The sequence below is a fragment of the Niallia sp. CD-39 genome, assembly GCF_059874745.1.
The window spans coordinates 766,682-792,228 of the sequence record NZ_JCBCPS010000001.1 but is presented as its reverse complement, the minus strand read 5'-3'; the positions used below and the strand labels follow the sequence as shown (position 1 = coordinate 792,228).

Below are 25,547 nucleotides of genomic sequence, written 5' to 3'. Positions count from 1 at the left end.
TTTATGTTCTAAAGATGTACATGCTGTCATAGGGATGAGAAAAGGGCAATGAAATAAATGGTCACGATTTTGATTACGATTACATGTTATGAAATCGTTGTTTAAGAAATGCATGTAACTAATTATTGGCCGTTTTTAGGAGGAAAGGATATTGAAAGATTATATAAAAAGATTTTGCATTGCAGGAATCATGGCTGTGTTTGTTAGCTTATTGTTCTTAGGCGGCAAATCAACCGATGCTGCTTCTGTAGATTTTCACGAGGCAACTAAACATTGGATATGGCCAGCCGAAGGCGAGATTACTGATACATATGGGACAAGAGGGGGAAAACATAAAGGGATCGATATCGCAGGAGCACTTCATTCTCCTGTCTATTCAGTTGATTCAGGAGTCATTTCCAAATCATATTATTCTTCCTCATATGGACATACGGTCTTCATTACACATGATAATGGAACTGAAACCGTGTACGCCCATCTCAGTAAACGTTTTGTAGCAGAAGGGGAAGTGGTAGCACAGGGTGAACAAATTGGTGCTATGGGCAGCACAGGGGATTCTTCGGGGGTACACTTGCATTTTGAAGTACATGAAACAGAGTGGACGTTTGATAAGCTAAATGCATTCGATCCATTGTATGCATTAGGAACTGTGACAGTTGGTTCGTATGTGTTTGCTTTAGATACTAGTAGAGAAGACCATACAATCGTTCGGGTGGCATCGAAAGTGAAAGAATTCAATCATCCAGGAGAGATGGAACTGGAGTACGAAGCAGAAGATAAAAGTGAAATAGAAGAGATTGTGATTCATAGGGTTGAACATGGTGAGACGTTGACACAAATTGCCCAGCAATTTGAAACGACAATTGATAAAGTGATGATCGATAATAAGCTGCAAAGTGATCGCATCTTTCCGAATCAAGAATTAAAGATTATAGTTGATCAAAGCCATACGTATTACTTTGTTCAAAGTGGAGATACATTAGGGCAGATTGCAAAAGCCCATAACCTGACAGTAGATTCAATTAAAGAGCTTAATCAATTACAAAGTGATTTAATTATGCCATATGACCGTTTGATTATTCATAAAAATGAATGAATTGTGTTGCCAGCCCTTCTAATACAAGAGTATAATGAGGAACAACTTAGGAGGGATGGACGTGCTGACAGATTATCATAACCATTTAGAAACAGGTACATTAACGCTAGATTACTTAAAAAAATTCACCGATGAGGCCAAGAGGAAGAATATTGAACACTTAGGTATCTCTGAACACGCCTATCATTTTGAACAAACGAAGGACATTCTACAGAACAAATGGGTGAATGATCGCAGGTATTATGATATGGATGATTATGTTCAGTTGTTTCATGAAGCTTGGAATCAAAATATCGCTGTGAAAATGTCGATTGAAATGGATTATACCCCTGGAAAGCATAAAGAGATGGAACGCTTTATCCGTTCTTATGACTTTGATTATGTTATTGGCTCCATTCATTGGATTGGAGACTTTGGCATTGATTTAGCAGAATATAAAGCAGAGTGGGAGCGCCGTGATTTATATGAAGTTTATCGCGCCTATTTCGATCAAGTCGTGACGCTTGCGCAATCAAATTTATTTGACATTATTGGTCATATAGATTTAGTGAAAATTTTTAAATATATTCCTGACGACGAATCATTTTTATTAGAGCAATATGATCGAGCAACCGATGCATTAATGAATTCAAAAACATGTGTCGAAATTAGTTCAGCTGGATTGAGGAAACCGATTGGAGAGCTTTATCCTGATAAGAGGCTTTTACAAATGTGTTCTGATAAGAAGATCCCCATTGTCCTGTCTTCTGATGCTCATTTTCCTGAGCATGTTGGAGCGGACTTTGACAAGTCACTCTCTCTGGCAAAAGAGGTTGGTTATAAGAACGTCATGACATTTTCGAAAGGAGAAAGAAAGGAATATCCTCTTGGATAAGTTCGTAATTAAATAGGAGCCTCCTATTTTTTAGAGGCTCCAAATCATTATAATTGTATAGGATTTAAAGAAACAATGTCTTCGAGTTTTGAAAGGACGTTTAGTGCTTCGTCCGTGAGCGATTTATCAAATGTGAGGATCATTATTGCTTCTCCACCAGCTTGTTTTCTTCCAACTTGCATCGTTGCAATGTTTATGCCTAAATCTCCAAGGATTTTACCTACACGTCCAATAACCCCAGGACGATCCATATGTTGGATATAGAGGAGATTGCCTTCAGGTAAGAAATCAATATTAAAGCCATTCAATAGTACGACTCTAGGTCCATAGTGGTCAATGAAAGTTCCACGTATTGTAAACTCATGGTTCTCTGCTTTGGCAACAACTGAAATACAGTTTGCATATCCGAAGCTATCAGTTGATATTTTTTCACCGACAGTGATTCCTCTTTCTTTTGCAGTTAAAATTGCGTTTACTTCATTGACGTATACATCTATTCTGTTTTTAAAGAAGCCTGACAAAAAAGCTTTTGTTAAGTATGAAGTTTCTAATTCAGAAACCGTACCTGAATATGTGATGGAAAGCTCATGAATCCCTTCCTTCATGTTTTGAGAAATGATTGATCCAATCTGTTTAGAAAGCTGATGGAACGGTTGGATTTTATCATAGATGTCTTTTGACATCGCTGGAAGGTTGATTGAATTGGTGACAGGGAATCCGTCAAAAAACAGCTTAACTTCTTTTGCTACTTGAGTTGCAACGTTTAATTGAGCTTCTTTAGTAGATGCACCGAGATGTGGTGTGAAAATTACATTTTCATATTTAAATAATGGATGTTCTCCTGGTGGTTCAGTAACAAATACATCTAGTGCAGCCCCAGCTACGTGACCACTAGCGATAAATTCTTCAAGTGCTTCCTCATCGATAATGCCACCACGGGCGCAATTCAGTAAGTACACACCTTTTTTTGTTAATTTTAATGTTTCACGATTCAGGAGCCCTTTTGTTTCAGGTGTTAAAGGTGTGTGTACAGTAATGATATCAGCCGTTGCTAATAGCTCTTCTAGACTAACAACCTCTACTCCTAACTTTTTTGCATGCTCTTTTGTTAAGAAGGGATCGTAAACGACAACATTCATTTGAAATGCTCGTGCCCTTTTAGAAATTTCAGTACCAATTCGCCCCATGCCAGCGATTCCTAGTGTTTTACCATTTAATTCTGTTCCTTGGAATGAGCTTCTTTTCCATTCGTTGTTTTTAATACTTGCATAAGCTTGTGGAATGTTTCGCATCAATGCAGCCATCATTGCAAAAGTATGCTCAGCTGTAGAGATTGTATTTCCATCTGGAGCATTCACGACAATAATCCCACGTTTTGTTGCTTCGCTCACATCGATATTATCGACACCAACTCCTGCCCGTGCAATAATCTTTAAGTTCGGCATTTGCTCTAGCAAGTCTTCAGTTACCTTTGTTGCGCTTCTGACAAGTAAAGCATCGATTTTATCTAAAGCAACGGATTCATCTGTTGTTTTCTTTTGAATTAATTCAATATTCACTCTGCCGATTAAAGGCTGCAAACCGATTTCACTGATGGCGTCTGCTACTAAAACCTGATACATTTATATGCCCCACTTTCAAAAACAGTAATTTTCTGATTATTTTACAAGACGAATAATTATCTGTCAATGAACCATATTGTTTGTATTTACCATGCAAACGCTTTAATTGATTAAAATCGACATTTTCGTGAACGCCGTAGTTTATGAAGTTGGTGAAAAGTAAGAAGCCTTGGCAATTTGATTGTTTTCCAGTATAATAAATACTGTAAATTAAATATGGTCTATCTTCGGGGCAGGGTGAAATTCCCGACCGGCGGTGATAAATTGATTATTAATTTTAAGCCCGCGAGCCTGAGAGTTGAATGGCAACCAGAAATGGAGCTGTTGAACGATTGATTGGGCAGGATTTGGTGTAATTCCAAAGCCGACAGTACAGTCTGGATGGGAGAAGATGGAGGTTCTGCAACGTTTAAAAATGCATCTTTTAAACGTTTATTGAGCATGCCTCATTTATTCTCCCTCAAGTGGTTCACTTGAGGGTTTATTTATGACTTGCTTGTTTTGCTGAACCTTTCTTCTATAGGAGAGATAGCCTAAAAAGGAGAGAGGAAAAATTGAAGAAAATGAATGTCAAAATTTTTGTATCGATTGGGATGCTAAGTAGTATTGCGTATGTACTTATGCTGCTGAAGTTTCCAATTCCACCATTTCCACCGTTTCTAACGATTGATTTTAGTGATGTTCCGGCATTAATTGCTGCATTACTATTTGGACCAGTCGCAGGTATTTTGGTTGAATTATTTAAGAATATGTTGGATTACTTTACAACATCTAGTGCAACAGGTGTACCTGTTGGGCATATTTCAAACTTTATGGCGGGTGTTTCGTTTGTACTGCCAACATACTTCGTCTATCAAAAGTTGAAATCTAAGAAGGCAATGCCGCTTGCATTGATTTCAGGAACAGTTGTAATGGCAGTCATTATGAGTGTACTTAATTACTTTATCTTTCTGCCAGCTTATTCATTTTTCTTAAATGCGCCAATTATGACAGGAACAGAAATGAGAGCGCAAATCGTAACTGCTATCTTGCCTTTTAACATCGTAAAAGGAATAATTATTACTTTTGTGTTTTTGATGATCTATACAAAAATGAAAAAATGGATCGATAAACACAGTACAAATAAAAAATTTGCTTAAGCATAAATATAAAAAACCCTTCTTCATTTTGAAGAAGGGTTTTAAATTATGTTCTATTCAAATTTTAGAGCGTCACCATCAAAAGACTCATCTGCAACCTTAATTGAGTCTGTTGGGCAACCTTCAAATGCATCCATCATATCATCGAGTAGTACATCTGGAATTTCAACGATCCCCTGATTATCATCTAATGTAACGAAAGCAATGCCTTCATCATCATAATCATAAATGTCTGGTGCAGCAGCACCGCAAGCTCCACAAGCGATACAAGTATCCTTGTCAACAATCGTATACTTTGCCATATAAAAACCTCCCAAAAAGATAAAAAATTGTATTTTTCTATTTCACAATGATGTAAAATCTTGTCCCTCATTCTTATTGTAAAACGAAAATGGGTTACTTTTCAATAGAAAATGTGTTGAGAATGCTTATCATATAAGGGTTTTGCACTTATTGCAAGCTAATTGACTTCAAATCTCCATCTTAACCCAACACATGCTACAATAAGAATGAACAAACCAAGTGTAAATTAGGTGATCCAATGAACGTTTCATATTTAAGCATGATCATATTAGTATGCCTGCAAAAAATAAATGGTCAAAGAACAATATATTCCATTTTCCATCTTTTGAATGGAAAGAAATCTGCACAAACGATTCAAGATGCTCACCTTTATCAAGTCGGGCGTTTTTTTCAGCTATGCCCAACACTCTCAAGACAACAATTTAATAGACATATAAAAGAACTGGTGGATTCTGGTTATCTTTCTAAAGACGAAAATGAAAAGCACGCACAAATAACAGAATCAGGAACAAACGCTCTGCACTATTTTTTATTGGAAAAGCCATTGCCTCCCTTTTTAGATGGGATGAAGTACGAAAAGCTTGCGCCGCTCTATTGGGAGCGACTCTCATTAATTGTTCAAGTACTGTCAAATATGATCAATGGTTCTCACCAATATATACCCATTCAGAGGAAAAAGGAAACACAAAGCTGGTTAAAGCAGTTCCTGCAAGTTCAACGAATGAGCAAGTCAGAGTTATCGACTAACTTACATGATGAGATTAGTAAATGCCTTCAAGAAGAGGGCATCAATCCTTCGATCTTAGTCATAAGACTAACTGGTGCTAAACAAATCGGGTTAACAGAGCAGCAAGCGGCTATCTATTTTAATATGTGTGAGGACGAATATAGGGTTCACTATTATAACGTGCTACATTATATGCTTGAAAAGATAAATGTTGATGGTTCTACATACCCTTTGATGCGTCAAATGATTGAAGAACAACATACTGCACTAACTCAGTCGAGTGAAACGTCCTACGTCCTTTTGAAAAAAGGCTACACACTCGATGAGATTGCCCAAATTCGTTCATTAAAGACAAACACAGTAGAAGATCATATCGTAGAAATAGCTATGCATATCCCGGAGTTTGATTTAACTCCTTATATTGAATTAGAAGAATTAATGAGCATTCAGCATGTGATAGGGTTGTATGGTCTCATGCCTCTAAAGAAATTAAAAGAACATTTTCCTAGCAAGTCGTATTTTCAATTACGAATAGCAATGACAAGGGTGTATACAAATGATCAATCTTGAACAAGAGTTGTATAAGCGATTTCAGTATAAGCAGTTTAGAAAAGGTCAGAAGGAAACAATTGAATCGGTTATGTCACGAGTTGACACATTGGCGATGCTGCCGACTGGAACTGGGAAGTCACTTTGCTATCAGCTACCTTCCTACTTATTAGAAGGTCAAACAGTAATTGTTTCTCCATTGTTATCTTTAATGCAGGATCAAGTTGAACAGCTCATGATGAGAGGGGAAAAAAGAGTGATTGCGTTAAATTCTTTTCTTTCACCATCAGAAAGAAAACGAGCATTTCGCACATTGCACTTTTATAAATTTATCTTTGTATCTCCTGAGATGTTAAAGCAAAGATTTGTACTAGAGCAGTTAAAAAGAAGGAAAATCTCCCTTTTTGTCATCGATGAGGCTCATTGTATTTCGCAGTGGGGATTTGATTTTCGCCCTGATTATTTAAAGCTTGGTGAGATTCGTTCTGAATTATCAAATCCACTTACTTTAGCATTAACAGCGACTGCTACAGAAGAAGTAAAGAAAGATATTATTCTCTCCCTTCAGTTAGAAAAAGTAGAAGTGATTTCTTATTCGGTGAACAGAGAAAATATTGCGCTTAAGGTTGAAACTTCAAAGGATTTTCAAGGAAAACTTGATAAGCTTCTTCAGTATAGTAAAACGCTTGAAGGTCCTGGTATTATCTATTTTTCAAGCAAGCGAACTGCTGATCACGTCTCAGCCTATTTACGTGAGCACAGTGAGAACAGAGTAATGGCTTACCATGGTGATATAGGTTCAGAAGCGCGTGTGTTGATTCAACAACAGTTTATCTCAGGTCAATTGGATTTGATTTGTGCGACTAGCGCATTTGGAATGGGTGTGAATAAAGAGAATGTTCGCTACATTGTCCATTTTCATATGCCTTTACAAATAGAATCCTATCTTCAGGAGATTGGCCGAGCTGGGCGAGATCAGCAACCGAGCATTGCGATTCTCTTGTACGCAAATGGTGATGAACAACTCGGGTTGCAACTGATAGAAAGTGAGTTGCCAAAGGAACTGCAGATAAAGTCATTTTATGAAGAGCTTCGCCAGAACAATAACGAAGAGATATTTGAGCTTCTCCAGAAGGATGAGCACGCAAATAATTATTTTTCAGAGGTGCAGTGGAGAGTCGTGACAGAATTTCTGCTGTTAGCGTTGAAAAATGGAATGGAGCTTTCGACTGCCTTTAAAGAATTGTTAGCATTCATTAATGAAAGAAAACAGATCAAAACGAATCGATTATTTGAGATGTTGACTTGGGTTCATTCGGAACAATGTCGAAGAAAAGAGATCTTGCATTATTTCGGAGAAAGCTCTATACCGCAAAGGCAATGCTGTGACAAATGTGGAATAGATATGGATGTGTTTTCGACTGGCGATAAAGAAAGAGAACCTATCGTTCCATTCGATTGGAAAATCTATTTAAATGAATTACTGCTGAAGGATTGAGAGGGCTACGTTGTGAAGGACCAATATGGAAAGTTAGTAGGTCAATTATCTAACCGAGAGCTTTTGTTTCATTTGTTTTTAACACAAGGAATTCTTTTCCTATGTGTGATCATTATAGGATTCTTTTTATTTGACGATATAAACAGTATACTCTCCATTATTGAATGGAATGTACAGGAGATTCTTCTGATTGGTGGAGGGTTTGGACTTGCTGTCGTTTTACTGGATGTTTTCTTTATGAAGGTACTTCCAGAGAGATATTATGATGACGGAGGACTCAACAAACGAATTTTTGGCCAGCAGTCAGTACCAATGATTGCACTCATTTCATTTGTTGTCGCTTTTTGTGAAGAACTTCTATTTAGAGGAGTGATTCAAACTCATTTTGGGTTATTTATTGCAAGTGGAATTTTTGCATTGATTCATTATCGATATTTGTTTAATTGGTTTTTATTCATAAATGTGGTAGCACTTAGCTTTTTAATTGGTTATATTTATAGTAGGACTGGTAATCTACTCGTAACTATTTTTATGCATTTTGTTATAGATTTTTTACTTGGTATTGTTTACATGTTTAAGTACAAGAAATAAAGGATAGGAAGGGATGTTTCATGCCTAAAGAGGAACCTTACAAAAATAAAACAGATAGACTTCGTCAAAGCATCTCTCAGCCAGAAAAAGAAGCGTTAAACCAAAATGCGCCTTCTACTGAAAGTCGGATGTCTCGCCATCGAAAACCAAATAAGAAGAAAAAAGTTCAGTATCCAATTATTCGGGTGTTGGCTATGGCATTTGTGATTTTACCAATATTACTTATCGTTGTTACAAAGTATTCGGACATATTTGGAACAAATAGTGGGTCTGGGCAAGTCAATGGTTTTGAAGAGCTTGGTTTAGCAGATAAACCGAAAGGTACAATTATTGAAACTACTGAAAACGATAAGGAAGAAGATCGAAATAAGGATCAAGAGAAAGAAGATAAAGTAGAGGAAGAAAAGCTGGAAGATCCACCGCTACCTCCTGTAATAGAAGAAGAGCCTAAAAAAGAGGAGCAAGAAGCTCCAGTAGTAGTAGACGCTCCGAAAAAAGAAACAACTCACCAAGTGAAACAAGGTGAAACGATCTTTCGTATCGCGATGAATTATTATCAATCACCTGATGGTATTGAAATCATTAAAGCTGCAAATGGCTTATCAGGCAATGACATCATGGTAGGACAAGTATTGAAAATTCCACTTCATTAATAAATCGAGCTTCATATAATCTCCTTGTCATACATATATTTGTATAGGCAAGGAGGGATAAGCATGGAAGCATTTATTCAATCACTTGATACACGTACAGACAAAGCAACAAAACAAATGCTACAAAAAGTAGTTGAACGTAAGAGAAAGTTTGATAAATTTGAAAAGCTGCATTTACTTGTTGTTTGGGCTACTCTGTTTATTTTGTTTGTATTTTTATATTATGTATACGTGAGAATTGTACAACCTTATTCGGACTCGTTTTACGACATGTTTTCTTTTTTTATAAGTCAATCATTCCATGTTTACATGCTTATGTTTGTAATAGGGCTTTATGGTTTGATGAATCTACTTAAACAAAAGAAAGATAAGGCGGAAAAAGAGTTTCAAGCATTGCGCTGTGAAATAATTGATAAAAGCAAAGATTTATGGAAAAAAGAAGATGAGTGGAAAAATCGGCATTTAGTTTTTGAGATGATGAAGAAGCAATTTGATATTAACCTTTATCATGAGAATAAATGAGAAGAAATTCTCAAGTAGGCGTAGATTAAGCTAAACATAAGCTTTTAGTCTACGCTCGTTTTATTGAAGACAGATGAGTTTATTTTAGACATAGAATGTTACGATCAGTGGAGGCAATATGATATATATCATTGGGTGTATTCTCTTATTCATAATAGTGTTAACAATATATATGTACAGACTAGCATTTGAAAACCATGTTCTTCACCAAACGATTGAATTGGAAGAGTTTCCACAATCCTTCGGTGAGGTAAAGGTCTTTTTTATTTCTGATATTCACCGCCGTCTTATCCACCCTGTCATTTTAGATGAAGTGAAGAGTGCAAAGCCTGAACTGATCATTATTGGTGGGGATTTAACCGAGAAGGGTGTTCCATTTAAGCGGATTGAAGAAAATTTAAAGCAATTAAGAGAAATGGCTCCTGTTTATTTTGTTTGGGGTAATAATGACTATGAAGTTGATTATCGCAAACTGGATACAATGTTATTGCAGCAAAATATTCACGTGCTTGATAATTCATCAACAGCGTTTGAGTCAACTGAAGGAGATACGTTAAAGTTGATCGGGATTAATGACATTAGCTTAGCAAAGCACCGAATGGACTTAGCGTTGGAGAATACAGAAGACGCCGACTTTCGCATCTTAATTAGTCATAATCCAGATGCAACGAAGTTATTTTCAAAAAATGATCGTATTGGCTTAGTTTTAAGTGGCCATACCCATGGTGGTCAGATTCATATCTTCGGTTTTAGTCCATATAAAAAGGGTGGCATTGAAAAGCTCGAACACACAACGCTCTTCATTAGCAATGGCTATGGTACTTCTACAATTCCATTTAGATTAGGTGCAAAAAGTGAGACGCATTTATTAACCTTAAAAAAGGCATAATGACAACATGCTCTTCACGATCTTTAATGGACATATCACCATGTTAAGTCTTTGTCATACACTAACGGTAAGAGTGGTTCATGGCAGGGGGCTTCATTCAAATGTGGTTAGAGAGATTAAACTTCAATAAAATTAAGATATTGTTGACAATGGATGATTTAGAAGATCGTGGCTTAACAAAAGAAGATATTTGGAAAGATTCGGTAAAATGGCATATGCTTTTTCATGAAATGTTGGAAGAAGCGAGTGAAACATTAGGAGTGGAGTTTGAAGGCACTGTTGCTGTAGAAATTTATTCCATTCAAAGTCAAGAAATGGTGATGATTGTTTCGCTAGATGACCAAATGGATGAAGAAACTTCTTTAGACGATCATTTTCAAGATTGGCAAGGAATCTTTGAAAGAAAGAGAACATCGATGTTTTACGTTTTTTCTGACCTTGAGGATGTCATTCAATTGGCTTCATGTTTATCGAGATATGGTGTTACGGATGGAGAGCTTTATAGCTATCGTCAGTCGTACTACGTTTTCTTTGAAGAAGTGTCTGTCTTACAAGAAACTCGTATGCTTGCAATACTAGGAGAATATGGAGAGCCTAGTATAGAAAGTATATATAGGATTAAAGAATATGGCAAAGTCATTTTCCCTAAAAAGGCAATGGATTATTTGTGTCGAGTATTTAAATAAATAGAACTGATCCGATAGGAGTAGAAAGGAGCAAATTATTTCCTACTTTTCCTATCGGTTCAAAAAACGCATAACTGTTTAAATTATTTGAAAAATTAAAATAAATTTGTTGATAAATCAATAATGATAGCGTTTTCAGATAAAAACAAAAAAATGCGAAAAAAAACTATTTTTCATCTTGAATTAATTAGGCAAAGGTGTATACTATGTCATGAAAGAGGACAACTATTGAAGGATTGATCTAGGAGGTTTACATATGGTAGCCGATAATGGTACTGAGCATAAAAAGAACGAGGACAAACTTGATGTCTTGAAATCAACACAAACTGTCATTCATAAAGCATTGGAGAAGCTTGGCTATCCAGAAGAAGTCTTTGAGTTGTTAAAAGAGCCGTTAAGAATGATGACGGTAAAAATTCCAATTAGAATGGATGATGGGACGGTTAAAGTATTTACTGGCTACCGGGCTCAGCATAATGACGCAGTAGGTCCAACAAAAGGCGGAATTCGTTTTCACCCTAACGTGACCGAGAAAGAAGTTAAGGCCTTATCGATTTGGATGAGCTTAAAATGTGGAATTGTTGATTTACCTTACGGTGGAGGAAAGGGTGGAATCGTTTGTGACCCACGTGATATGTCTTTCCGTGAATTAGAGAGATTAAGTCGTGGATATGTTCGTGCAATCAGTCAAATTGTAGGTCCAACAAAAGATATTCCTGCTCCAGACGTATTTACAAACTCACAAATAATGGCTTGGATGATGGATGAATATAGCAGAATTGATGAAATCAACTCTCCAGGATTTATTACTGGTAAACCTCTCGTATTAGGTGGATCGCATGGTAGAGAATCAGCCACAGCAAAGGGTGTAACGATCTGTATTCGTGAAGCAGCTAAGAAAAAAGGAATTGAAATTGAAGGTGCTCGAGTCGTTGTTCAAGGTTTTGGAAACGCAGGGAGCTTTCTAGCGAAATTCATGCATGATGCAGGAGCGAAAGTTGTAGGTATCTCAGATGCTTATGGTGGGTTATATGATCCAAATGGTTTGGACATTGATTACTTATTAGACCGTCGTGACAGCTTTGGCACTGTGACAAAGTTGTTTAATGATACGATTTCAAATAAAGAGTTATTAGAATTAGATTGTGATATTTTAGTTCCAGCAGCGATTGAAAACCAAATCACTGAGGAAAATGCACACAACATCCGTGCAAGCATCGTGGTTGAAGCAGCAAATGGCCCAACTACACTTGAAGCAACTGATATCTTAACGGATCGCGGAATTTTATTGGTGCCTGATGTTTTAGCTTCCGCAGGTGGAGTAACGGTTTCATATTTTGAATGGGTTCAGAATAACCAAGGTTACTACTGGACTGAAGAAGAAGTAGAAGAGAAGCTAGAAAAAATCTTATGTAAATCATTCGAGAATATATATGATACAGCCCAAACGAGAAGAGTCAACATGCGTTTAGCAGCCTATATGGTCGGTGTTCGTAAAATGGCTGAAGCTTCAAGATTTAGAGGCTGGATATAATAATTAATGACAACAAAACATGTAGATAAAGTCAGGGATTGACTTTGTCTACATGTTTTTCTTATACAGGATCAAGTTCCAATGGTTTAAGGTCGTATACTCCTTTTTCTCTTTCGTTCAATTCTAACGCTCAATCCGATATAATAAGGATGAAGGAAATTTTCAGCTAAAAGTTGTTGATACATAGAGGTGAGGGCTCCATGACAAAGTATGATGTCATTATAGTTGGTGGTGGACCTTGTGGTCTTGCTGCTGCCATTGATTTGCAGGAAAAAAAGAAGAAAGTGTTAGTAATCGAAAAAGGAAATATCGTCAACGCAATTTATCATTATCCGACACACCAGACTTTTTTTAGCTCGAGTGAAAAACTAGAGATTGGCGATGTTCCTTTTATTACGCAAGAACATAAGCCTTCGAGAAATCAAGCGTTAACGTATTATCGAGAAGTTGTAAGACGCAAAAACATTCAGGTGCATGCATTTGAAAAAGTCGAGGAGATAATCAAAAAAGAAAAGAATGAGTTTGATGTTGTAACAGATTGCGCAAAATATAAAGCAGCTTATGTTGTGATTGCAACTGGTTATTATGATCAACCAAATATGCTTAATATAGCTGGTGAAGATTTACCAAAAGTATTTCACTACTTTAAAGAAGCCCACCCGTATTTTCAAAAAAATGTAGTGGTCATTGGTGGGAAGAATTCGAGTGTAGATGCAGCGATTGAATTGGTAAAGGCGGGAGCTAATGTGACGGTTATTTATCGAGGTTCACACTATTCACCGAGCGTGAAGCCTTGGATTTTACCGGAGTTTGATGCGCTTATCAGACAGGAGAAAATAAAGATGGAGTTTAATGCTTCCGTTATTCAAATTACCGATAAGTACCTGCAATATGAAAAAGAAGGAGAACAAATAGAGATTGATAATGATTTTGTGTTTGCGATGATTGGTTATCATCCAGATCATGAATTTTTAAAGAGTATAGGTGTAGATATTGATTTAGAAACCGGAAGGCCGATTTATGATAGCGAAACAATGGAGACGAATGTGCCAGGTGTGTTTATTTCAGGTGTGATTGCTGCTGGAAATAATGCGAATGAAATTTTTATTGAGAATGGGCGTTTTCACGGTGGATTAATCGCAGCAGCAATTGATCGTAAATGAGTTATAAATACATGAAGGAAGGGTTGGGCGTTTTGAATAAAAAAGTGTCATTGATTACTACAGGAGGCACGATTGCTAGCAAAGAAGTATCAAAGGGCTTATTGGCTTCAGGTGCTTTAACAGGTGAGGAACTGGCGAAGCTGTGCCAATTACCAGAAGATATCGAAATTAAGATAGTTGACATTATGCAAAAGCCAAGTATGCATATTGATTTTTCACAGATGAATCTCATACGAGAGGCAATTATAAAAGAACTTGAGGACAATTCGGTTGATGGAATTGTCGTTACGCACGGTACTGATTCATTAGAAGAAACTGCATACTTTCTTGACTTAACAATTGACGATGAGCGACCAATTGTTGTAACGGGTTCGCAACGGTCCCCACAGGAAGTCGGAACCGATGTTTATTCAAATCTAAGGAATTCCGTCTATGTTGCGGTGAATGAAATGATTCGAGATATTGGGGTTGTTGTAGTATTTAATGAGCGTATTTATTCAGCTAAATATGTGAAGAAAGTACATGCATCAAACCTACAAGGTTTTGAGTCATTTGGATATGGATACTTAGGGATCATTGATAATGATTTAGTTAGTGTTTATCAAATGCCAGTTAAGAAAGATACTTATCACATTTCTCAAGACATCCCAAGAGTTGATATTATTAAGTGTTATGCAGGTGCAGATGGAATTGCAATTGAAGCTTATGTTGAAAATGGAGCGAAGGGGATCGTTTTAGAGGGTGTCGGCAGAGGACAAGTTTCTCCTTACATGGTAGAAGCGATTGAAAGAGGTTTGAAAAAGGGGATTACTTTTGTGGTAGCAACAAGTGCTGAGGAAGGAAAAGTCTATCCTGCATATAGTTATTTAGGCAGTGCACATGATCTTCAAGAGCGTGGCGTATTATTAGGAGAAGATTATGATAGTAAAAAAGCACGGATTAAATTAGCCGTATTGCTTGCCTCTGTAGGAGAAGTAACACAAGATAATTTCAAATTTTAATTCATCAAATCGACCCAATTCTATTGGGTTCTTTTTTATAGGCAATGAATAACGTTTAGGCCAAAAAAACCAAATTCTTTCATTTTAAATAAAATGATTCCATGGTACGATGGAGTAAAGATCTAGAAAAGAGGGGCGTATATGCTTGGAATATTGTCAGCTGGCATTGCGCCTGGTTTGGCATTGTTAATGTATTTTTACTTGAAAGATGAATATGAAGCAGAGCCGTTTGTTCAAGTTTTCAAAACGTTTATATTTGGTGCATTACTCGTATTTCCAATTATGTTTATTCAACATGCACTCGAGACTGAGAATGTATGGCAGTCTAGCTTCTTTTCTTCATTCTTTGCAGCTAGCTTTTTAGAAGAGTTTTTTAAATGGTTTGTGTTGTTTTATACTGTTTATCAGCATGCCACTTTAGATGAACCATATGATGGTATTGTATATGGTGTCGCTGTTTCTTTGGGTTTTGCTACTGTTGAAAATATATTGTATTTATTTTCTCTTGGTATTGACCATGCGATCGGTCGAGCGCTTTTTCCTGTTTCCAGTCACGCATTATTCGGTGTTATAATGGGGTTTTATCTTGGAAAGGCTAAATTTGCCAGTGAAGAGATGCAAAACAAATGGATCATCTATTCATTTGGAATCCCATTCTTATTACATGGTTTATACAACCTCATATTAAGTTCATTAACGGATTGGACGTATTATATGATTCCGTTTATGCTATTTCTATGGTGGTTAGGGCTTAAAAAGGTAAAACGAGCAAGAGTATTGACCACTTTATACCACAGAACTGGCTCAATTGAAATGGATAAGACAAATAGCTTATAAAAGTCGCTAATCGCGGCTTTTTTCTATTGTTCTCCTAAAAAATCTAGATAATCAAATCCAACAGGGAAAAACTGAAGCAAAATTACACGTATAAAAAAAGCCTTCAAACAAAAAATAGGAGAAATGTTATTAAGTTTTCGTTGGAGGTAATCATCCATGTATAAAAAAGCAATCGCTTTTAAAGTATTTATTGTATGTGCACTTTGCGTTGTAATCATACCGATGATGAATAATCAAAACGCTAAAGTAAATGCCTTTTCAGAACAGGTTATTCAGCATGGTGCAACCGGTACAGATGTCATTGAATTGCAGGCAAGATTGCAATACTTAGGGTTTTACAATGGTAATATTGATGGAGTCTTTGGTTGGGGAACATACTGGGCACTACGAAATTTTCAATATGAATTTGGACTAGAGATTGATGGATTAGCAGGACAAAAGACTAAAGAAAAATTAGTAGCATCGTCTAACTATGACAAAGAATTTGTTAATGAACAAATACGAAAAGGGAATAAATTCACTCATTATGGTGGAATGGATTTAAACAAACAGAAGAAACTTTCTGGAAACACAAATCAAGGTGGAGGTCAAACCTCTGCACCAACGCCAGCTCCAGAACAATCAGGAGATAGGCCAACAGCTGCTAATATTCCTAGTGGGTTTTCTGAAAATGATATTCAGCTCATGTCAAACGCTGTTTATGGAGAGGCACGAGGTGAACCATATATTGGGCAAGTGGCAGTAGCAGCCGTAATATTAAATCGGGTAGAAAGCGCGAGCTTCCCTGATACGGTATCAGGTGTAATTTTTGAGCCTCGTGCATTTACAGCGGTTGCAGATGGTCAAATTTGGCTAGCGCCTAATGAAAAAGCAAGAGAGGCCGTTCTTGATGCAATAAACGGTTGGGATCCATCTGGAGAAGCATTGTATTATTTCAACCCAGACACTGCAACGAGTGGTTGGATCTGGACAAGACCACAAATCAAGAAGATTGGAAAACATATTTTTTGTAAATAGAATGGGGTGAATGAAATGATTCGTACGATTATTATTGGGGCATTAGTACTTGGTATCGCTGGGACTGCATATTGGGGATACCAAGAGCATCAAGAGAAGAACGCGATTCTTATTAATGCAGAAAACAATTATCAACGAGCTTTTCACGATTTAACATATCAAATTGACATTTTGCACGATAAAATCGGCTCAACTTTAGCGATGAATTCCCGAGAATCATTATCTCCTGCTTTAATTGATGTATGGAGAATAACGTCAGAAGCGCATACTGATGTAGGGCAACTGCCACTTAGCTTGATGCCTTTTAATAAAACGGAAGAGTTTTTAGCGAATATAGGTGACTTTAGCTATAGAACTGCTGTGAGGGATCTAGGTGAGGAACCTCTTTCTGAAGAAGAGTACAAGACTTTAAAAGAATTGTATGCTCAATCATTAGATGTGCAAAATGATTTAAGAAAAGTTCAACATATGGTTTTGGAAAACAACCTTCGTTGGATGGATGTTGAAATGGCATTAGCGACAGGAAATGAGAATGGTGATAATACGATCATTGATGGGTTTCAAACCGTTGAGCGAACAGTAGATAGCTATAGTGATGTAGACTTTGGAACTACATTTGTGAACATGAAGAAAAAAGATGAGAATTATCAGTTCTTGTCAGGGAAAGAGATAACAGAGGAAGAAGCAGTGAAAATTGCTAAAACTTATACGGGCTTAAAAGGCGATATTGATGTAGATGTTGATGAAAATGGTGATGGATCAGATTTTGGCTTTTACAGTGTGACATTGGTTGATAGAAAGAATGGTCAAGATGTAAGTATGGATGTGACAAAAAAAGGCGGGTATCCAATCTGGTTATTAGCTTCTCGTGATGTTTCTACTAGTAAAATTAGTTTAAATGAAGCGAGCGAAAAAGCAAAAGCATTTCTCCGTCAGAATGGCTTTGAAGATCTAAATTTGTTTGAAAGTTTACAGTATGATCATACTGGTGTATTTACTTATGTATCTGATATAGACGGAGTGAGGATTTATCCGGATGCAATTAAATTAAAGATTGCTCTTGATAATGGAACGCTTCTTGGATTTTCAGCAGAAGACTATCTTAAATCACATCATACAAGAGAGATTCCGACGGTGAACTTATCAGAAGAGGAAGCTAGCGGAAAAATCAACCCGAATGTAAAAATTATGGAGCATCATCTTGCTGTAATTCTAAATGACTTAAACGAAGAGATTCTATGTCATGAGTTTTTAGGAACATTGGGAAATGATACGTACCGAATCTTTATAAATGCAGACAATGGACGAGAGGAAAAAGTAGAAAAGCTACAAAATGCCGAAAAAGTATTTGAAGAAGTTGTCTAATCTGTTCACATTTGTACAGATTGAGTTTGCCAAGGGTATCATCTTTGGATTTATTTGTTAGAAACATAAGAATATTTTCTTAATCATCTATACGTTTTATGGGTATTATGACATAATTAATGTCATGAATATCCTATGGGTGGTGGGTTATGTGATTAAGATTGGAAACTTGTTAACGCTAGAAACGATTGGTGGAAACGAACAAGATACGTTTGTTTGTAAAGCGGTCGATTTCCAAGATGGTTTTGTCTATATAGATTATCCGCGAAATGAAAGAACAAATAAAACCGTATTCTTATTAAATGGGACACAATTGAAATGTTCATTTGTGAATGATGAAGGAGAAGCGTTTTTATTTCATACAGAGGTTGTTGGGAAAGCGAAAACAACTATACCTAAGATTTTACTGTTCTACCCTGGAAATGAGCAGGTCATGAAAATCCAAAGAAGGCAATATGTTAGGGTTGAAACTCCGGTGGATGTAGCTGTTACGATTCCAGAATTAAGGAACCAATCAATCATAACAATCACTGAGGATATAAGTGCGGGCGGTGCGACGATCTATCTAGATGCAGCTATACAAATGAAAGAAGAAATGAGTTTAAAGTTATTGTTTGTTCTCCCGTACTATCAAGGAGAGATTCAATATCTCAAACTCCAAGGAAAAGTTGTTAGGGTATTTGATGCAGAAAAAAAGAAGCAAAAAATATCATTGCAATTTGTGGATGTTTCGGCACTCGAAAGGCAAAAGGTTATGAGGTTTTGTTTTGATCGACAATTATCATATAAAAAACGAGGGATTGAAGGATAGTGAAAGTAGACAAAGTCATTTTTTGGCTTTGTCTTTATTTTTAAGCCGTGTTTTTAGAGTATATGCTTGTCAGACTTGGATTTACGGTCGAGTGAATGCACAAATGGATCATGAGGAAACGAATAAAACAGACAAATACCGACGTATGGGAGTGTTTAACGACACACTGAGATGGTTTGAGTTTCAAACGTTTTGTTCATAATGATAAAAAAAGCTAGGAGGGGCTATTATGAAAACAGTTGAACGATGGATTGTGAAATTGATCTTTATCCAATGTTTTTTCCTCATATGTACACATTTAATCATACATCAATGGAACATCATTCCTCAAATAAAACAATTAGCTGAATATGAAGGGGTCAGTGACCAAAATCATACGCAGATTATTGAGACGTTTAACCAAAGATAAGCTTAATCATTTGATTAGGCTTCAGACTGTTGACAAACGCTCGCATACGTTGTTGTTTGGCATCAAAGTCCCCTCATGAACCGTGTGTTCTATTCGGGTCTTCATTCGACCGCACGCCTAGTCTGACAAGCGTTTTCAAGTCATTCTGAGGATTTCTCTTATTATCAAAAAGTACTACGAAAAAAATGTAGACAAAGTCGGAAATTGACTTTGTCTACAATCTCAAGCTTAATCATTTGATTAGGCTTTTTATATTTTTAATCCCTTCAAAATTGGAGTAGACAGTGCATTCACAATGTCTACTATCCTGAATTCTATGGTAAAATAAAAAAGCAATAAATTGTAATGGCTTTAGGAGGCACTATGAAGAAAATATCAATCGCAATAGATGGACCTGCTGCTGCAGGAAAAAGCACAGTGGCAAAAGTTGTAGCAGAGAAACTATCTTATATTTACATTGATACAGGAGCTATGTATCGAGCAATCACGTATAAAGCAATACAACATCACATAAATCTAGAGGATGAAAAGGCACTTTCGACGCTGTTATTACAAACGGATATTACATTAATACCAAGTGACTCTGGGCAATTGGTCATATTGGATGGAAAAGATGTAACAAACGAAATTCGCCAAGCTGATGTGACAAATTCAGTATCAATCGTTGCAAAGCATAAGCTAGTAAGAGAAGAAATGGTTTCAAGGCAGCAAGGCTTTGCCGTAAGCGGTGGAGTTGTTATGGACGGCCGAGATATTGGTACACATGTCCTTCCTCATTCAGAGGTAAAAATATTTTTACTAGCTTCTGTGGAAGAGCGAGCAGATAGAAGGCATGCGGAAAATATCCGTAAAGGATTCCCATCGGATTTAGCACAACTGAGAAGGGAAATTGCTCAAAGAGATAAGCTCGATTCCGAAAGAGAAGTGGCTCCGTTAAAAAAAGCGGACGATGCAATAGAAATAGACACAACGTCTTTGTCGATTGGAGAAGTCGTTGGAAGAATTATGAATCTGGTTTCTGAAAGGGTAGGAGATTAGTGAGTTTTTATGCTTTTATAAGGTCAATTGTTTATGGCGTATTTAAACCAATGTATCGTTTTGAAGTAATAGGTGAGGAGAACGTACCAAAAACTGGAGGTATTCTCCTATGTTGTAACCATATTAGTAACTTAGACCCGCCGATGCTAGGGGTTGCTGCTCCGCGGGAAATCCACTTTATGGCAAAGGAAGAATTGTTCAAAGCTCCTCTAATAGGAAAACTCATACCGAAATTAAATGCCTTTCCAGTTAAACGGGGAATGAGTGACCGTGAGGCATTAAGGAATGGATTGAAAACCTTAAAAGAAGGACATGTTTTAGGACTATTTCCTGAAGGAACAAGAAGCAAGAATGGAGAATTAGGAAGTGGACTAGCTGGAGCAGGTTTTTTTGGTCTCCGTACGACAGCTGATATTGTACCATGTGCAATAATTGGTGAATATAAGCCTTTTAAAAAGATGAAGATTGTCTTTGGAAAACCAATTCCTTTTGATTCTTTACGTGAACAAAGAATTTCGGCAGAAGAAGCAACAGCCGTGATTATGGATGGTATTCGAGAGTTAATTGAATCAAATCGATAAGGTTTCTTACTTGACAAATAGTCTCATTTGTAAGAAGTTAATAAAAAGACTATTTTTTAAAAAATGAAATGAACTCTAAATAGTTCGATAATTGAGAATGAATAATTTGCACTTGATCAAATGATACAAGGCCATCCATTAAAGCTAAAAGCCATTGATTTAGAGGTTTTTAGCTTCTTGTAAATTAGAAGTGGGTGAACGATTAAGATGCCATTGGATTAAGGAGGATTACATATGTCTGAAGAAATGAACCAAGTTGAGGTCAAAGTTTTTGAAGTAGGCGAAAAAGTATCTGGACAAGTAACAAAAGTTGAAGAAAAGCAGGTCATTGTGGATCTTGTAGACAGCAAACTGGATGGTATTATTCCAATTAGTGAGCTATCTAGTCTTCACATTGAGAAAGCTGAAGATGTCGTTGCAGAAGGTGATGAACTACAGCTGGAAGTATTAAAGGTTGAGGAAGATGCACTGATCTTATCGAAACGTAAGGTAGACGCAGAAAAATCGTGGGTAACATTAAACGAAAAGTTCCAATCTGGTGAGATTTTTGAGGCGGAAGTAAAAGATGTTGTAAAAGGCGGTTTAGTCGTTGATCTTGGTGTGAGAGGATTCGTCCCTGCATCGTTAGTAGAAGACCATTTTGTAGAAGATTTTACGGATTACAAAGGTAAGACCATGACTTTTAAAATTGTTGAGCTGGATAAAGATTTGAACCGTTTAATCCTCTCTCATCGTGCTGTATTAGAAGTAGAAAAAGAAAAGCAAAAAACAGACGTACTTGACTCGTTACAACAAGGTGAAGTGCTAGAAGGTACAGTTCAGAGACTAACAGATTTTGGAGCATTCGTTGATATTGGTGGAATTGATGGATTAGTTCATATTTCACAATTATCCTATGACCATATCGAGAAGGCTTCTGATGTTGTTGAAGAAGGCCAAAAAGTACAGGTTAAAGTATTAAGTGTAGATCGTGATAATGAAAGAATTTCTCTATCAATTAAAGAAACATTGCCAGGACCTTGGGCACAAATTACAGAAAAAGCTTCGAAGGGGTCAGTTCTTGAAGGAACAGTAAAACGCCTTGTTTCCTATGGTGCATTTGTAGAAGTATTTCCTGGAGTAGAAGGGCTTGTTCATATATCGCAAATTGCACATAAGCATATTGGTACACCTCATGAAGTATTAAAAGAGGGCCAACAAATTGAAGTAAAAGTACTTGAAGTAAATGAAAACGAACAACGACTTTCTTTAAGTATTAAGGAATTATTGGAAAAAGAAGAATTGGATATCACTGATTATGAGTTACCTGAGGAGTCAAAGGGCTTCCAGTTAGGTGAAATGATTGGTGATAAATTGAAGAATTTAAATAAATAATGGTGATATAAGATGTCTAGATCAGAACGTAAATGGGATCATATACAACATGCATTATCGACTGGACAATCACTAGCAACGGGTTTTGATGACATCGCATTTATACATCAAAGCTTGCCTGACACAAATGTTGATCAGATAAGCTTGCATACAAAAATAGGCGAACTTTCGTTTAGTTCGCCTATTTTTATCAATGCGATGACTGGTGGTGGTGGTCAGCGAACAATAGAGATTAATCGTCATTTAAGTCAAGTAGCTAAGGAAACAGATCTTGCTTTAGCTGTCGGGTCTCAAATGGCGGCATTGAAGGATTCTAATGAACGCAAATCCTATGAGGTTGTTCGGAAGGAAAATCCGAATGGGATTATTATTGCTAACTTAGGAAGTGAAGCGAGTCCCGAGCAGGCAAAAATGGCAGTTGAGATGATAGAGGCAAATGCATTGCAAATTCATTTAAACGTCGTACAAGAATTAACTATGCCCGAAGGCGATCGGCATTTCTCGGATGCTCTAAAACGTATTGAACATATTAGGCAGCATGTTGAGGTTCCAGTGATTGTAAAAGAAGTTGGATTTGGGATGAGCATGGAAACGATTGAAAAGTTAGAATCAATAGGTGTTTCAATTATTGATATTGGTGGCTATGGAGGTACAAACTTTTCTAAAATAGAGAATGAGCGTCGTAAGAGATTGCTTACCTTCTTTGACGATTGGGGCATCCCAACTGCAGTTTCGATTTTAGAAGCGAAGCATCGTGCCAAATACGCACATATCATCGCATCAGGAGGAATCCAATCAAGCCTTCACATTGCAAAAGCGGTTGCCCTTGGTGCTGATGCAGCCGGAATGGCAGGACAATTTTTGAAAGTCTTAATCAATGATGGTGTTGAAGCTCTAGTTGAAGAAGTTCAAGTAACAAAAGAAGAACTAGTGTTAATGATGACTGCACTAGGAGCTACTACAATTGAACAACTTCAAAACGTACCACTCCTTATCGATGGAAAAGTTCATCATTGGCTAACAGAACGAGGATTATCAACAACTACATACAGTCAAAGATCGATTTAATGAATAGGGGTACTCTGAACGGGTACCTCTATTTTCTATTGGAGGGGAATTGATGCATTTTTTGTGAATGAAAAAGTGATATTTAACGATAGAGTAGCAGCTGTTATGGTTAAGGAACAACATGTGTTACTACATAAGCAAGGAGCTGATTTATTTCTCTGGTGGAAGAGTTCAGATATTGGAAGAATCAGAAGATGCGATAAAGAGGGGATGTTAGAAGAATAAAATATAATTGTAGAAGTAGAAAAGCTTTCTATGCATAAATGATTTTTTTTGAATACAAAAGTCAGAAATTTCGAAAAATGGATTGTCTTATTCTTGTTCATCTCCTATGATAGATGGAGATTGGGAGTTTTTATGGAAATGAAGGGAAAGACCTCATTTATGAATGGTTTCACCTAGATGAATTCACGAAAAGCAACTTAATGCCTAGCTTTTATACTTATGGGCTCAGGAGTATACCCGATGCCATTCAGAGAGTTGTTACTGTTGAAAAAAATGGAGGGTGAGGAAATGTCAATTGAAACAAAAGGTACAAATGAAGCTGAATTCACATTGGTTCATGATCAATTCATTCGAGAATGGGATAAAGCAATGATTGATGGAGATGTCCGATCATTGGAGAATCTGACAGATAATTATTATGTTGCTTTCTTTTATGAAGCAGAACAAAAGCCAATGTTGTTTACACGTGATGAAGCGTTAAGTGGGATGAAACAATCTGTAGAACAACTACTTGGAGCGGAAAAAAAGTTTGAAAATAGAGTCATTCGAATGAAAAATGAGAATGAAGCAGTTGTCTTTTATGAACTCGTTATTGAAAAGGATAAAAATGAAATGGCAATACTTTTCACAATAGAAAACTGGATAAAAATCAACGGAAAGTGGTTCGTTGCGAATGAAATACAGCAGCAAGTTGTTTGAGAGTGATCGATTTACTAGAGAAAGAATTCGAGGTATTTGCGAATGTGCACAGTAGTGAATCATGAACTAGTCCATAAACTTGAAAATGCAGAAATGAGTGCTTTATCCTCTAGGTTACTTGCTATAAAAGCACTACATGGAAATCCAATGGAAGTGGAACTGCACTTATTTGGTAAGGCAATTGCTTACTCAGTAAAAAAGATCCCTGGTCCCTCTTTTAATGTAACAAAAGGATTAACAGATAAGAATCTCTGTGATCTAGAATTGATTGTTGATTTTTATCGAGGAAAGAAATTACCGTTTCTAATGGAAGTCACACCATCTCATTCGTCACTTCCATTATTAGAGAAGTTAAATCAATTAAACTTTCAGCAAATAGGTTTCCATACTTCTCTTTTTCTATCATTACGAAACGTAAAGCCAATAGAAATGAATACAAGCCCGATTATAATTCGTCCATTACAGGAAAATGAATTTGATGTTTATGCCTTTATCTATACAAAGTCGTTTAATATGCCGGATTTTGTTAGGGCAGGTGTGATGCAAAATAATCAAGTATTATTCGGGGAATCGAATTGGCACTTTTATCTAGCCATAGTTGAGGATGTGCCAGTTGGAATAGCTGCCATGCATATGGATGATGGCATTGCTACACTAGCTGCCGCGGCAACTCTTCCAGATTATAGAAATAGAGGTTTGCATACGGCCCTTATTAATATGCGGATAAATGCTGCAATTGATTATGGATGTGAATTAGTAGTAGGCCAGGCTAAGTTTGGTTCGACAAGTCAAAATAATATGGAGAGAGCAGGACTGAAAATTGCCTATACAAAAGCAATATGGAGGGAAATTAGTAAAACATAGTTATTATTGAAAATGACAATGCCCATTCTTATGCTTTGTTTCAAGTTAATGCAGGTGAAGGTGTATATTTTTTAGACTTTGCTTTAAACGATGACTTAACATTCACTGAAGCAGAAGTATTGGTAACTGAATTTTTAAGTCAACTTTCAGAGTATAAGCAGTAAAAACCGGGTCAAAAAAGATCCGGTTTTTACTGTTTATTGTTATTAAGATTACGTCCTTCTTCTGGGCTTTGCAATGATGTAGCACCGTTATGATCGATCGATTGATCTCGGTCAGATTCTACTTTATGGCTTCTTTTTAGCTTTTTTTCTTGTCGGTCTTTTCCCATTTGTATCACCTCCACTTATAGGATGAGTTCCTTGTAAGAAACCTATACGATTTCGAATAAATTACATATTGTTTACCCATA

Annotated in this window: 28 protein-coding genes and 1 riboswitch; of the genes, 25 read left to right on the top strand and 3 right to left on the bottom strand. The window is 36.7% G+C overall.

The window, feature by feature from the left end; translation table 11 throughout:
• The first annotated feature begins 151 nt into the window (after nucleotides 1-151).
• Complete coding sequence (locus AC6F34_RS04015) at nucleotides 152-1,096, top strand: peptidoglycan DD-metalloendopeptidase family protein (protein ID WP_500769185.1); 945 nt, start codon at nucleotides 152-154, stop codon at nucleotides 1,094-1,096.
• Nucleotides 1,097-1,157: 61 nt separating this feature from the next.
• A complete protein-coding gene (locus tag AC6F34_RS04010) occupies nucleotides 1,158-1,970 on the top strand; it encodes a histidinol-phosphatase (protein ID WP_500769183.1) in 813 nt (270 codons plus the stop codon).
• Between the two features lie 47 nt (nucleotides 1,971-2,017).
• Here the strand turns inward: AC6F34_RS04010 and serA are convergent, their stop codons facing one another.
• Nucleotides 2,018-3,592: a phosphoglycerate dehydrogenase gene (gene serA, locus AC6F34_RS04005; protein ID WP_500769181.1), complete on the bottom strand. Its 1,575-nt coding sequence runs from the start codon at nucleotides 3,590-3,592 to the stop codon at nucleotides 2,018-2,020.
• A gap of 219 nt (nucleotides 3,593-3,811) precedes the next feature.
• Nucleotides 3,812-3,989: riboswitch (FMN riboswitch) on the top strand.
• A gap of 157 nt (nucleotides 3,990-4,146) precedes the next feature.
• Here serA and AC6F34_RS04000 point away from each other — a divergent pair.
• Entirely contained in the window at nucleotides 4,147-4,731 is a 585-nt protein-coding gene (locus AC6F34_RS04000; RefSeq protein ID WP_500769179.1) for an ECF transporter S component, read from the top strand.
• Between the two features lie 53 nt (nucleotides 4,732-4,784).
• Here the strand turns inward: AC6F34_RS04000 and AC6F34_RS03995 are convergent, their stop codons facing one another.
• The gene (locus AC6F34_RS03995) at nucleotides 4,785-5,033 is read right to left on the bottom strand and encodes a ferredoxin (protein WP_500769177.1); all 249 of its coding nucleotides are present in this window, start codon (nucleotides 5,031-5,033) and stop codon (nucleotides 4,785-4,787) included.
• A gap of 239 nt (nucleotides 5,034-5,272) precedes the next feature.
• Here AC6F34_RS03995 and AC6F34_RS03990 point away from each other — a divergent pair, with 239 nt between their 5' ends.
• The 22 genes from AC6F34_RS03990 (at nucleotide 5,273) to AC6F34_RS03885 (ending at nucleotide 25,135) form a co-directional block, all read left to right on the top strand.
• Nucleotides 5,273-6,331 carry a YpbB family protein gene (locus AC6F34_RS03990; protein ID WP_500769175.1) on the top strand — a complete coding sequence of 353 codons (1,059 nt, stop codon included), beginning with the start codon at nucleotides 5,273-5,275 and terminating at the stop codon, nucleotides 6,329-6,331.
• Nucleotides 6,318-7,808, top strand: coding sequence for a RecQ family ATP-dependent DNA helicase (locus AC6F34_RS03985; protein WP_500769173.1), 1,491 nt, complete (start codon nucleotides 6,318-6,320; stop codon nucleotides 7,806-7,808). The genes AC6F34_RS03990 and AC6F34_RS03985 overlap by 14 nt, the downstream gene beginning before the upstream one ends.
• A 12-nt stretch (nucleotides 7,809-7,820) precedes the next feature.
• Complete coding sequence (locus AC6F34_RS03980; protein ID WP_500769171.1) at nucleotides 7,821-8,399, top strand: CPBP family intramembrane glutamic endopeptidase; 579 nt, start codon at nucleotides 7,821-7,823, stop codon at nucleotides 8,397-8,399.
• Between the two features lie 20 nt (nucleotides 8,400-8,419).
• Nucleotides 8,420-9,052 carry a LysM peptidoglycan-binding domain-containing protein gene (locus AC6F34_RS03975; RefSeq protein WP_500769169.1) on the top strand — a complete coding sequence of 211 codons (633 nt, stop codon included), beginning with the start codon at nucleotides 8,420-8,422 and terminating at the stop codon, nucleotides 9,050-9,052.
• Nucleotides 9,053-9,115: 63 nt separating this feature from the next.
• Entirely contained in the window at nucleotides 9,116-9,574 is a 459-nt protein-coding gene (locus AC6F34_RS03970) for a YpbF family protein (protein ID WP_500769167.1), read from the top strand.
• A gap of 118 nt (nucleotides 9,575-9,692) precedes the next feature.
• Nucleotides 9,693-10,463: a metallophosphoesterase gene (locus AC6F34_RS03965; RefSeq protein ID WP_500769165.1), complete on the top strand. Its 771-nt coding sequence runs from the start codon at nucleotides 9,693-9,695 to the stop codon at nucleotides 10,461-10,463.
• A 101-nt stretch (nucleotides 10,464-10,564) separates the two neighbouring features.
• A complete protein-coding gene (locus AC6F34_RS03960; protein ID WP_500769163.1) occupies nucleotides 10,565-11,149 on the top strand; it encodes an adaptor protein MecA in 585 nt (194 codons plus the stop codon).
• A 256-nt stretch (nucleotides 11,150-11,405) separates the two neighbouring features.
• Nucleotides 11,406-12,683, top strand: a complete 1,278-nt coding sequence (locus AC6F34_RS03955; RefSeq protein WP_500769161.1) for a Glu/Leu/Phe/Val family dehydrogenase — start codon at nucleotides 11,406-11,408, stop codon at nucleotides 12,681-12,683.
• 200 nt (nucleotides 12,684-12,883) lie between these two features.
• The gene (locus tag AC6F34_RS03950; RefSeq protein ID WP_500769159.1) at nucleotides 12,884-13,846 is read left to right on the top strand and encodes a YpdA family putative bacillithiol disulfide reductase; all 963 of its coding nucleotides are present in this window, start codon (nucleotides 12,884-12,886) and stop codon (nucleotides 13,844-13,846) included.
• Nucleotides 13,847-13,878: 32 nt separating this feature from the next.
• Complete coding sequence (locus AC6F34_RS03945) at nucleotides 13,879-14,847, top strand: asparaginase (protein WP_500770131.1); 969 nt, start codon at nucleotides 13,879-13,881, stop codon at nucleotides 14,845-14,847.
• 141 nt (nucleotides 14,848-14,988) lie between these two features.
• Nucleotides 14,989-15,684 carry a glutamic-type intramembrane protease PrsW gene (gene prsW / locus AC6F34_RS03940; protein ID WP_500769157.1) on the top strand — a complete coding sequence of 232 codons (696 nt, stop codon included), beginning with the start codon at nucleotides 14,989-14,991 and terminating at the stop codon, nucleotides 15,682-15,684.
• A 156-nt stretch (nucleotides 15,685-15,840) separates the two neighbouring features.
• The gene (sleB, locus tag AC6F34_RS03935; protein WP_500769155.1) at nucleotides 15,841-16,701 is read left to right on the top strand and encodes a spore cortex-lytic enzyme; all 861 of its coding nucleotides are present in this window, start codon (nucleotides 15,841-15,843) and stop codon (nucleotides 16,699-16,701) included.
• 15 nt (nucleotides 16,702-16,716) lie between these two features.
• Entirely contained in the window at nucleotides 16,717-18,066 is a 1,350-nt protein-coding gene (gene ypeB, locus AC6F34_RS03930; protein ID WP_500769153.1) for a germination protein YpeB, read from the top strand.
• A gap of 151 nt (nucleotides 18,067-18,217) precedes the next feature.
• Nucleotides 18,218-18,877, top strand: a complete 660-nt coding sequence (locus AC6F34_RS03925; RefSeq protein ID WP_500769151.1) for a flagellar brake protein — start codon at nucleotides 18,218-18,220, stop codon at nucleotides 18,875-18,877.
• Nucleotides 18,878-19,106: 229 nt separating this feature from the next.
• Nucleotides 19,107-19,286, top strand: a complete 180-nt coding sequence (locus AC6F34_RS03920; RefSeq protein WP_500769149.1) for a YpfB family protein — start codon at nucleotides 19,107-19,109, stop codon at nucleotides 19,284-19,286.
• A 363-nt stretch (nucleotides 19,287-19,649) separates the two neighbouring features.
• Nucleotides 19,650-20,324 carry a (d)CMP kinase gene (gene cmk, locus AC6F34_RS03915; RefSeq protein ID WP_500769147.1) on the top strand — a complete coding sequence of 225 codons (675 nt, stop codon included), beginning with the start codon at nucleotides 19,650-19,652 and terminating at the stop codon, nucleotides 20,322-20,324.
• Nucleotides 20,324-20,905, top strand: a complete 582-nt coding sequence (locus AC6F34_RS03910) for a lysophospholipid acyltransferase family protein (protein WP_500769145.1) — start codon at nucleotides 20,324-20,326, stop codon at nucleotides 20,903-20,905. Before cmk ends, AC6F34_RS03910 begins: the two co-directional genes overlap by 1 nt.
• Nucleotides 20,906-21,139: 234 nt before the next feature.
• Nucleotides 21,140-22,279, top strand: a complete 1,140-nt coding sequence (rpsA, locus tag AC6F34_RS03905) for a 30S ribosomal protein S1 (protein ID WP_500769143.1) — start codon at nucleotides 21,140-21,142, stop codon at nucleotides 22,277-22,279.
• 12 nt (nucleotides 22,280-22,291) lie between these two features.
• Complete coding sequence (fni, locus tag AC6F34_RS03900) at nucleotides 22,292-23,347, top strand: type 2 isopentenyl-diphosphate Delta-isomerase (protein WP_500769141.1); 1,056 nt, start codon at nucleotides 22,292-22,294, stop codon at nucleotides 23,345-23,347.
• Between the two features lie 75 nt (nucleotides 23,348-23,422).
• Nucleotides 23,423-23,572 (top strand): hypothetical protein, encoded by a 150-nt coding sequence (locus AC6F34_RS03895; RefSeq protein WP_500769139.1) that lies wholly within the window; start codon nucleotides 23,423-23,425, stop codon nucleotides 23,570-23,572.
• A 240-nt stretch (nucleotides 23,573-23,812) separates the two neighbouring features.
• Nucleotides 23,813-24,271: a hypothetical protein gene (locus AC6F34_RS03890; protein ID WP_500769137.1), complete on the top strand. Its 459-nt coding sequence runs from the start codon at nucleotides 23,813-23,815 to the stop codon at nucleotides 24,269-24,271.
• Between the two features lie 42 nt (nucleotides 24,272-24,313).
• Complete coding sequence (locus AC6F34_RS03885) at nucleotides 24,314-25,135, top strand: GNAT family N-acetyltransferase (RefSeq protein WP_500769135.1); 822 nt, start codon at nucleotides 24,314-24,316, stop codon at nucleotides 25,133-25,135.
• A 190-nt stretch (nucleotides 25,136-25,325) separates the two neighbouring features.
• On the opposite strand, the gene AC6F34_RS03880 is transcribed toward AC6F34_RS03885, so the two are convergent.
• Nucleotides 25,326-25,466 (bottom strand): YpzI family protein, encoded by a 141-nt coding sequence (locus AC6F34_RS03880; protein WP_500769133.1) that lies wholly within the window; start codon nucleotides 25,464-25,466, stop codon nucleotides 25,326-25,328.
• Nucleotides 25,467-25,547: the final 81 nt, after the last annotated feature.

Bases quoted from the DNA above. Each gene is read 5' to 3' on its own strand.
- serA (WP_500769181.1), bottom strand. From the start codon at position 3,592: ATGTATCAGGTTTTAGTAGCAGACGCCATCAGTGAAATCGGTTTGCAG.
- AC6F34_RS03995 (WP_500769177.1), bottom strand. From the start codon at position 5,033: ATGGCAAAGTATACGATTGTTGACAAGGATACTTGTATCGCTTGTGGA.
- AC6F34_RS03990 (WP_500769175.1), top strand. From the start codon at position 5,273: ATGAACGTTTCATATTTAAGCATGATCATATTAGTATGCCTGCAAAAA.
- AC6F34_RS03985 (WP_500769173.1), top strand. From the start codon at position 6,318: ATGATCAATCTTGAACAAGAGTTGTATAAGCGATTTCAGTATAAGCAG.
- AC6F34_RS03975 (WP_500769169.1), top strand. From the start codon at position 8,420: ATGCCTAAAGAGGAACCTTACAAAAATAAAACAGATAGACTTCGTCAA.
- AC6F34_RS03970 (WP_500769167.1), top strand. From the start codon at position 9,116: ATGGAAGCATTTATTCAATCACTTGATACACGTACAGACAAAGCAACA.
- AC6F34_RS03965 (WP_500769165.1), top strand. From the start codon at position 9,693: ATGATATATATCATTGGGTGTATTCTCTTATTCATAATAGTGTTAACA.
- AC6F34_RS03960 (WP_500769163.1), top strand. From the start codon at position 10,565: ATGTGGTTAGAGAGATTAAACTTCAATAAAATTAAGATATTGTTGACA.
- AC6F34_RS03955 (WP_500769161.1), top strand. From the start codon at position 11,406: ATGGTAGCCGATAATGGTACTGAGCATAAAAAGAACGAGGACAAACTT.
- AC6F34_RS03950 (WP_500769159.1), top strand. From the start codon at position 12,884: ATGACAAAGTATGATGTCATTATAGTTGGTGGTGGACCTTGTGGTCTT.
- prsW (WP_500769157.1), top strand. From the start codon at position 14,989: ATGCTTGGAATATTGTCAGCTGGCATTGCGCCTGGTTTGGCATTGTTA.
- sleB (WP_500769155.1), top strand. From the start codon at position 15,841: ATGTATAAAAAAGCAATCGCTTTTAAAGTATTTATTGTATGTGCACTT.
- ypeB (WP_500769153.1), top strand. From the start codon at position 16,717: ATGATTCGTACGATTATTATTGGGGCATTAGTACTTGGTATCGCTGGG.
- AC6F34_RS03920 (WP_500769149.1), top strand. From the start codon at position 19,107: ATGAAAACAGTTGAACGATGGATTGTGAAATTGATCTTTATCCAATGT.
- cmk (WP_500769147.1), top strand. From the start codon at position 19,650: ATGAAGAAAATATCAATCGCAATAGATGGACCTGCTGCTGCAGGAAAA.
- rpsA (WP_500769143.1), top strand. From the start codon at position 21,140: ATGTCTGAAGAAATGAACCAAGTTGAGGTCAAAGTTTTTGAAGTAGGC.
- fni (WP_500769141.1), top strand. From the start codon at position 22,292: ATGTCTAGATCAGAACGTAAATGGGATCATATACAACATGCATTATCG.
- AC6F34_RS03890 (WP_500769137.1), top strand. From the start codon at position 23,813: ATGCCATTCAGAGAGTTGTTACTGTTGAAAAAAATGGAGGGTGAGGAA.
- AC6F34_RS03885 (WP_500769135.1), top strand. From the start codon at position 24,314: ATGTGCACAGTAGTGAATCATGAACTAGTCCATAAACTTGAAAATGCA.
- AC6F34_RS03880 (WP_500769133.1), bottom strand. From the start codon at position 25,466: ATGGGAAAAGACCGACAAGAAAAAAAGCTAAAAAGAAGCCATAAAGTA.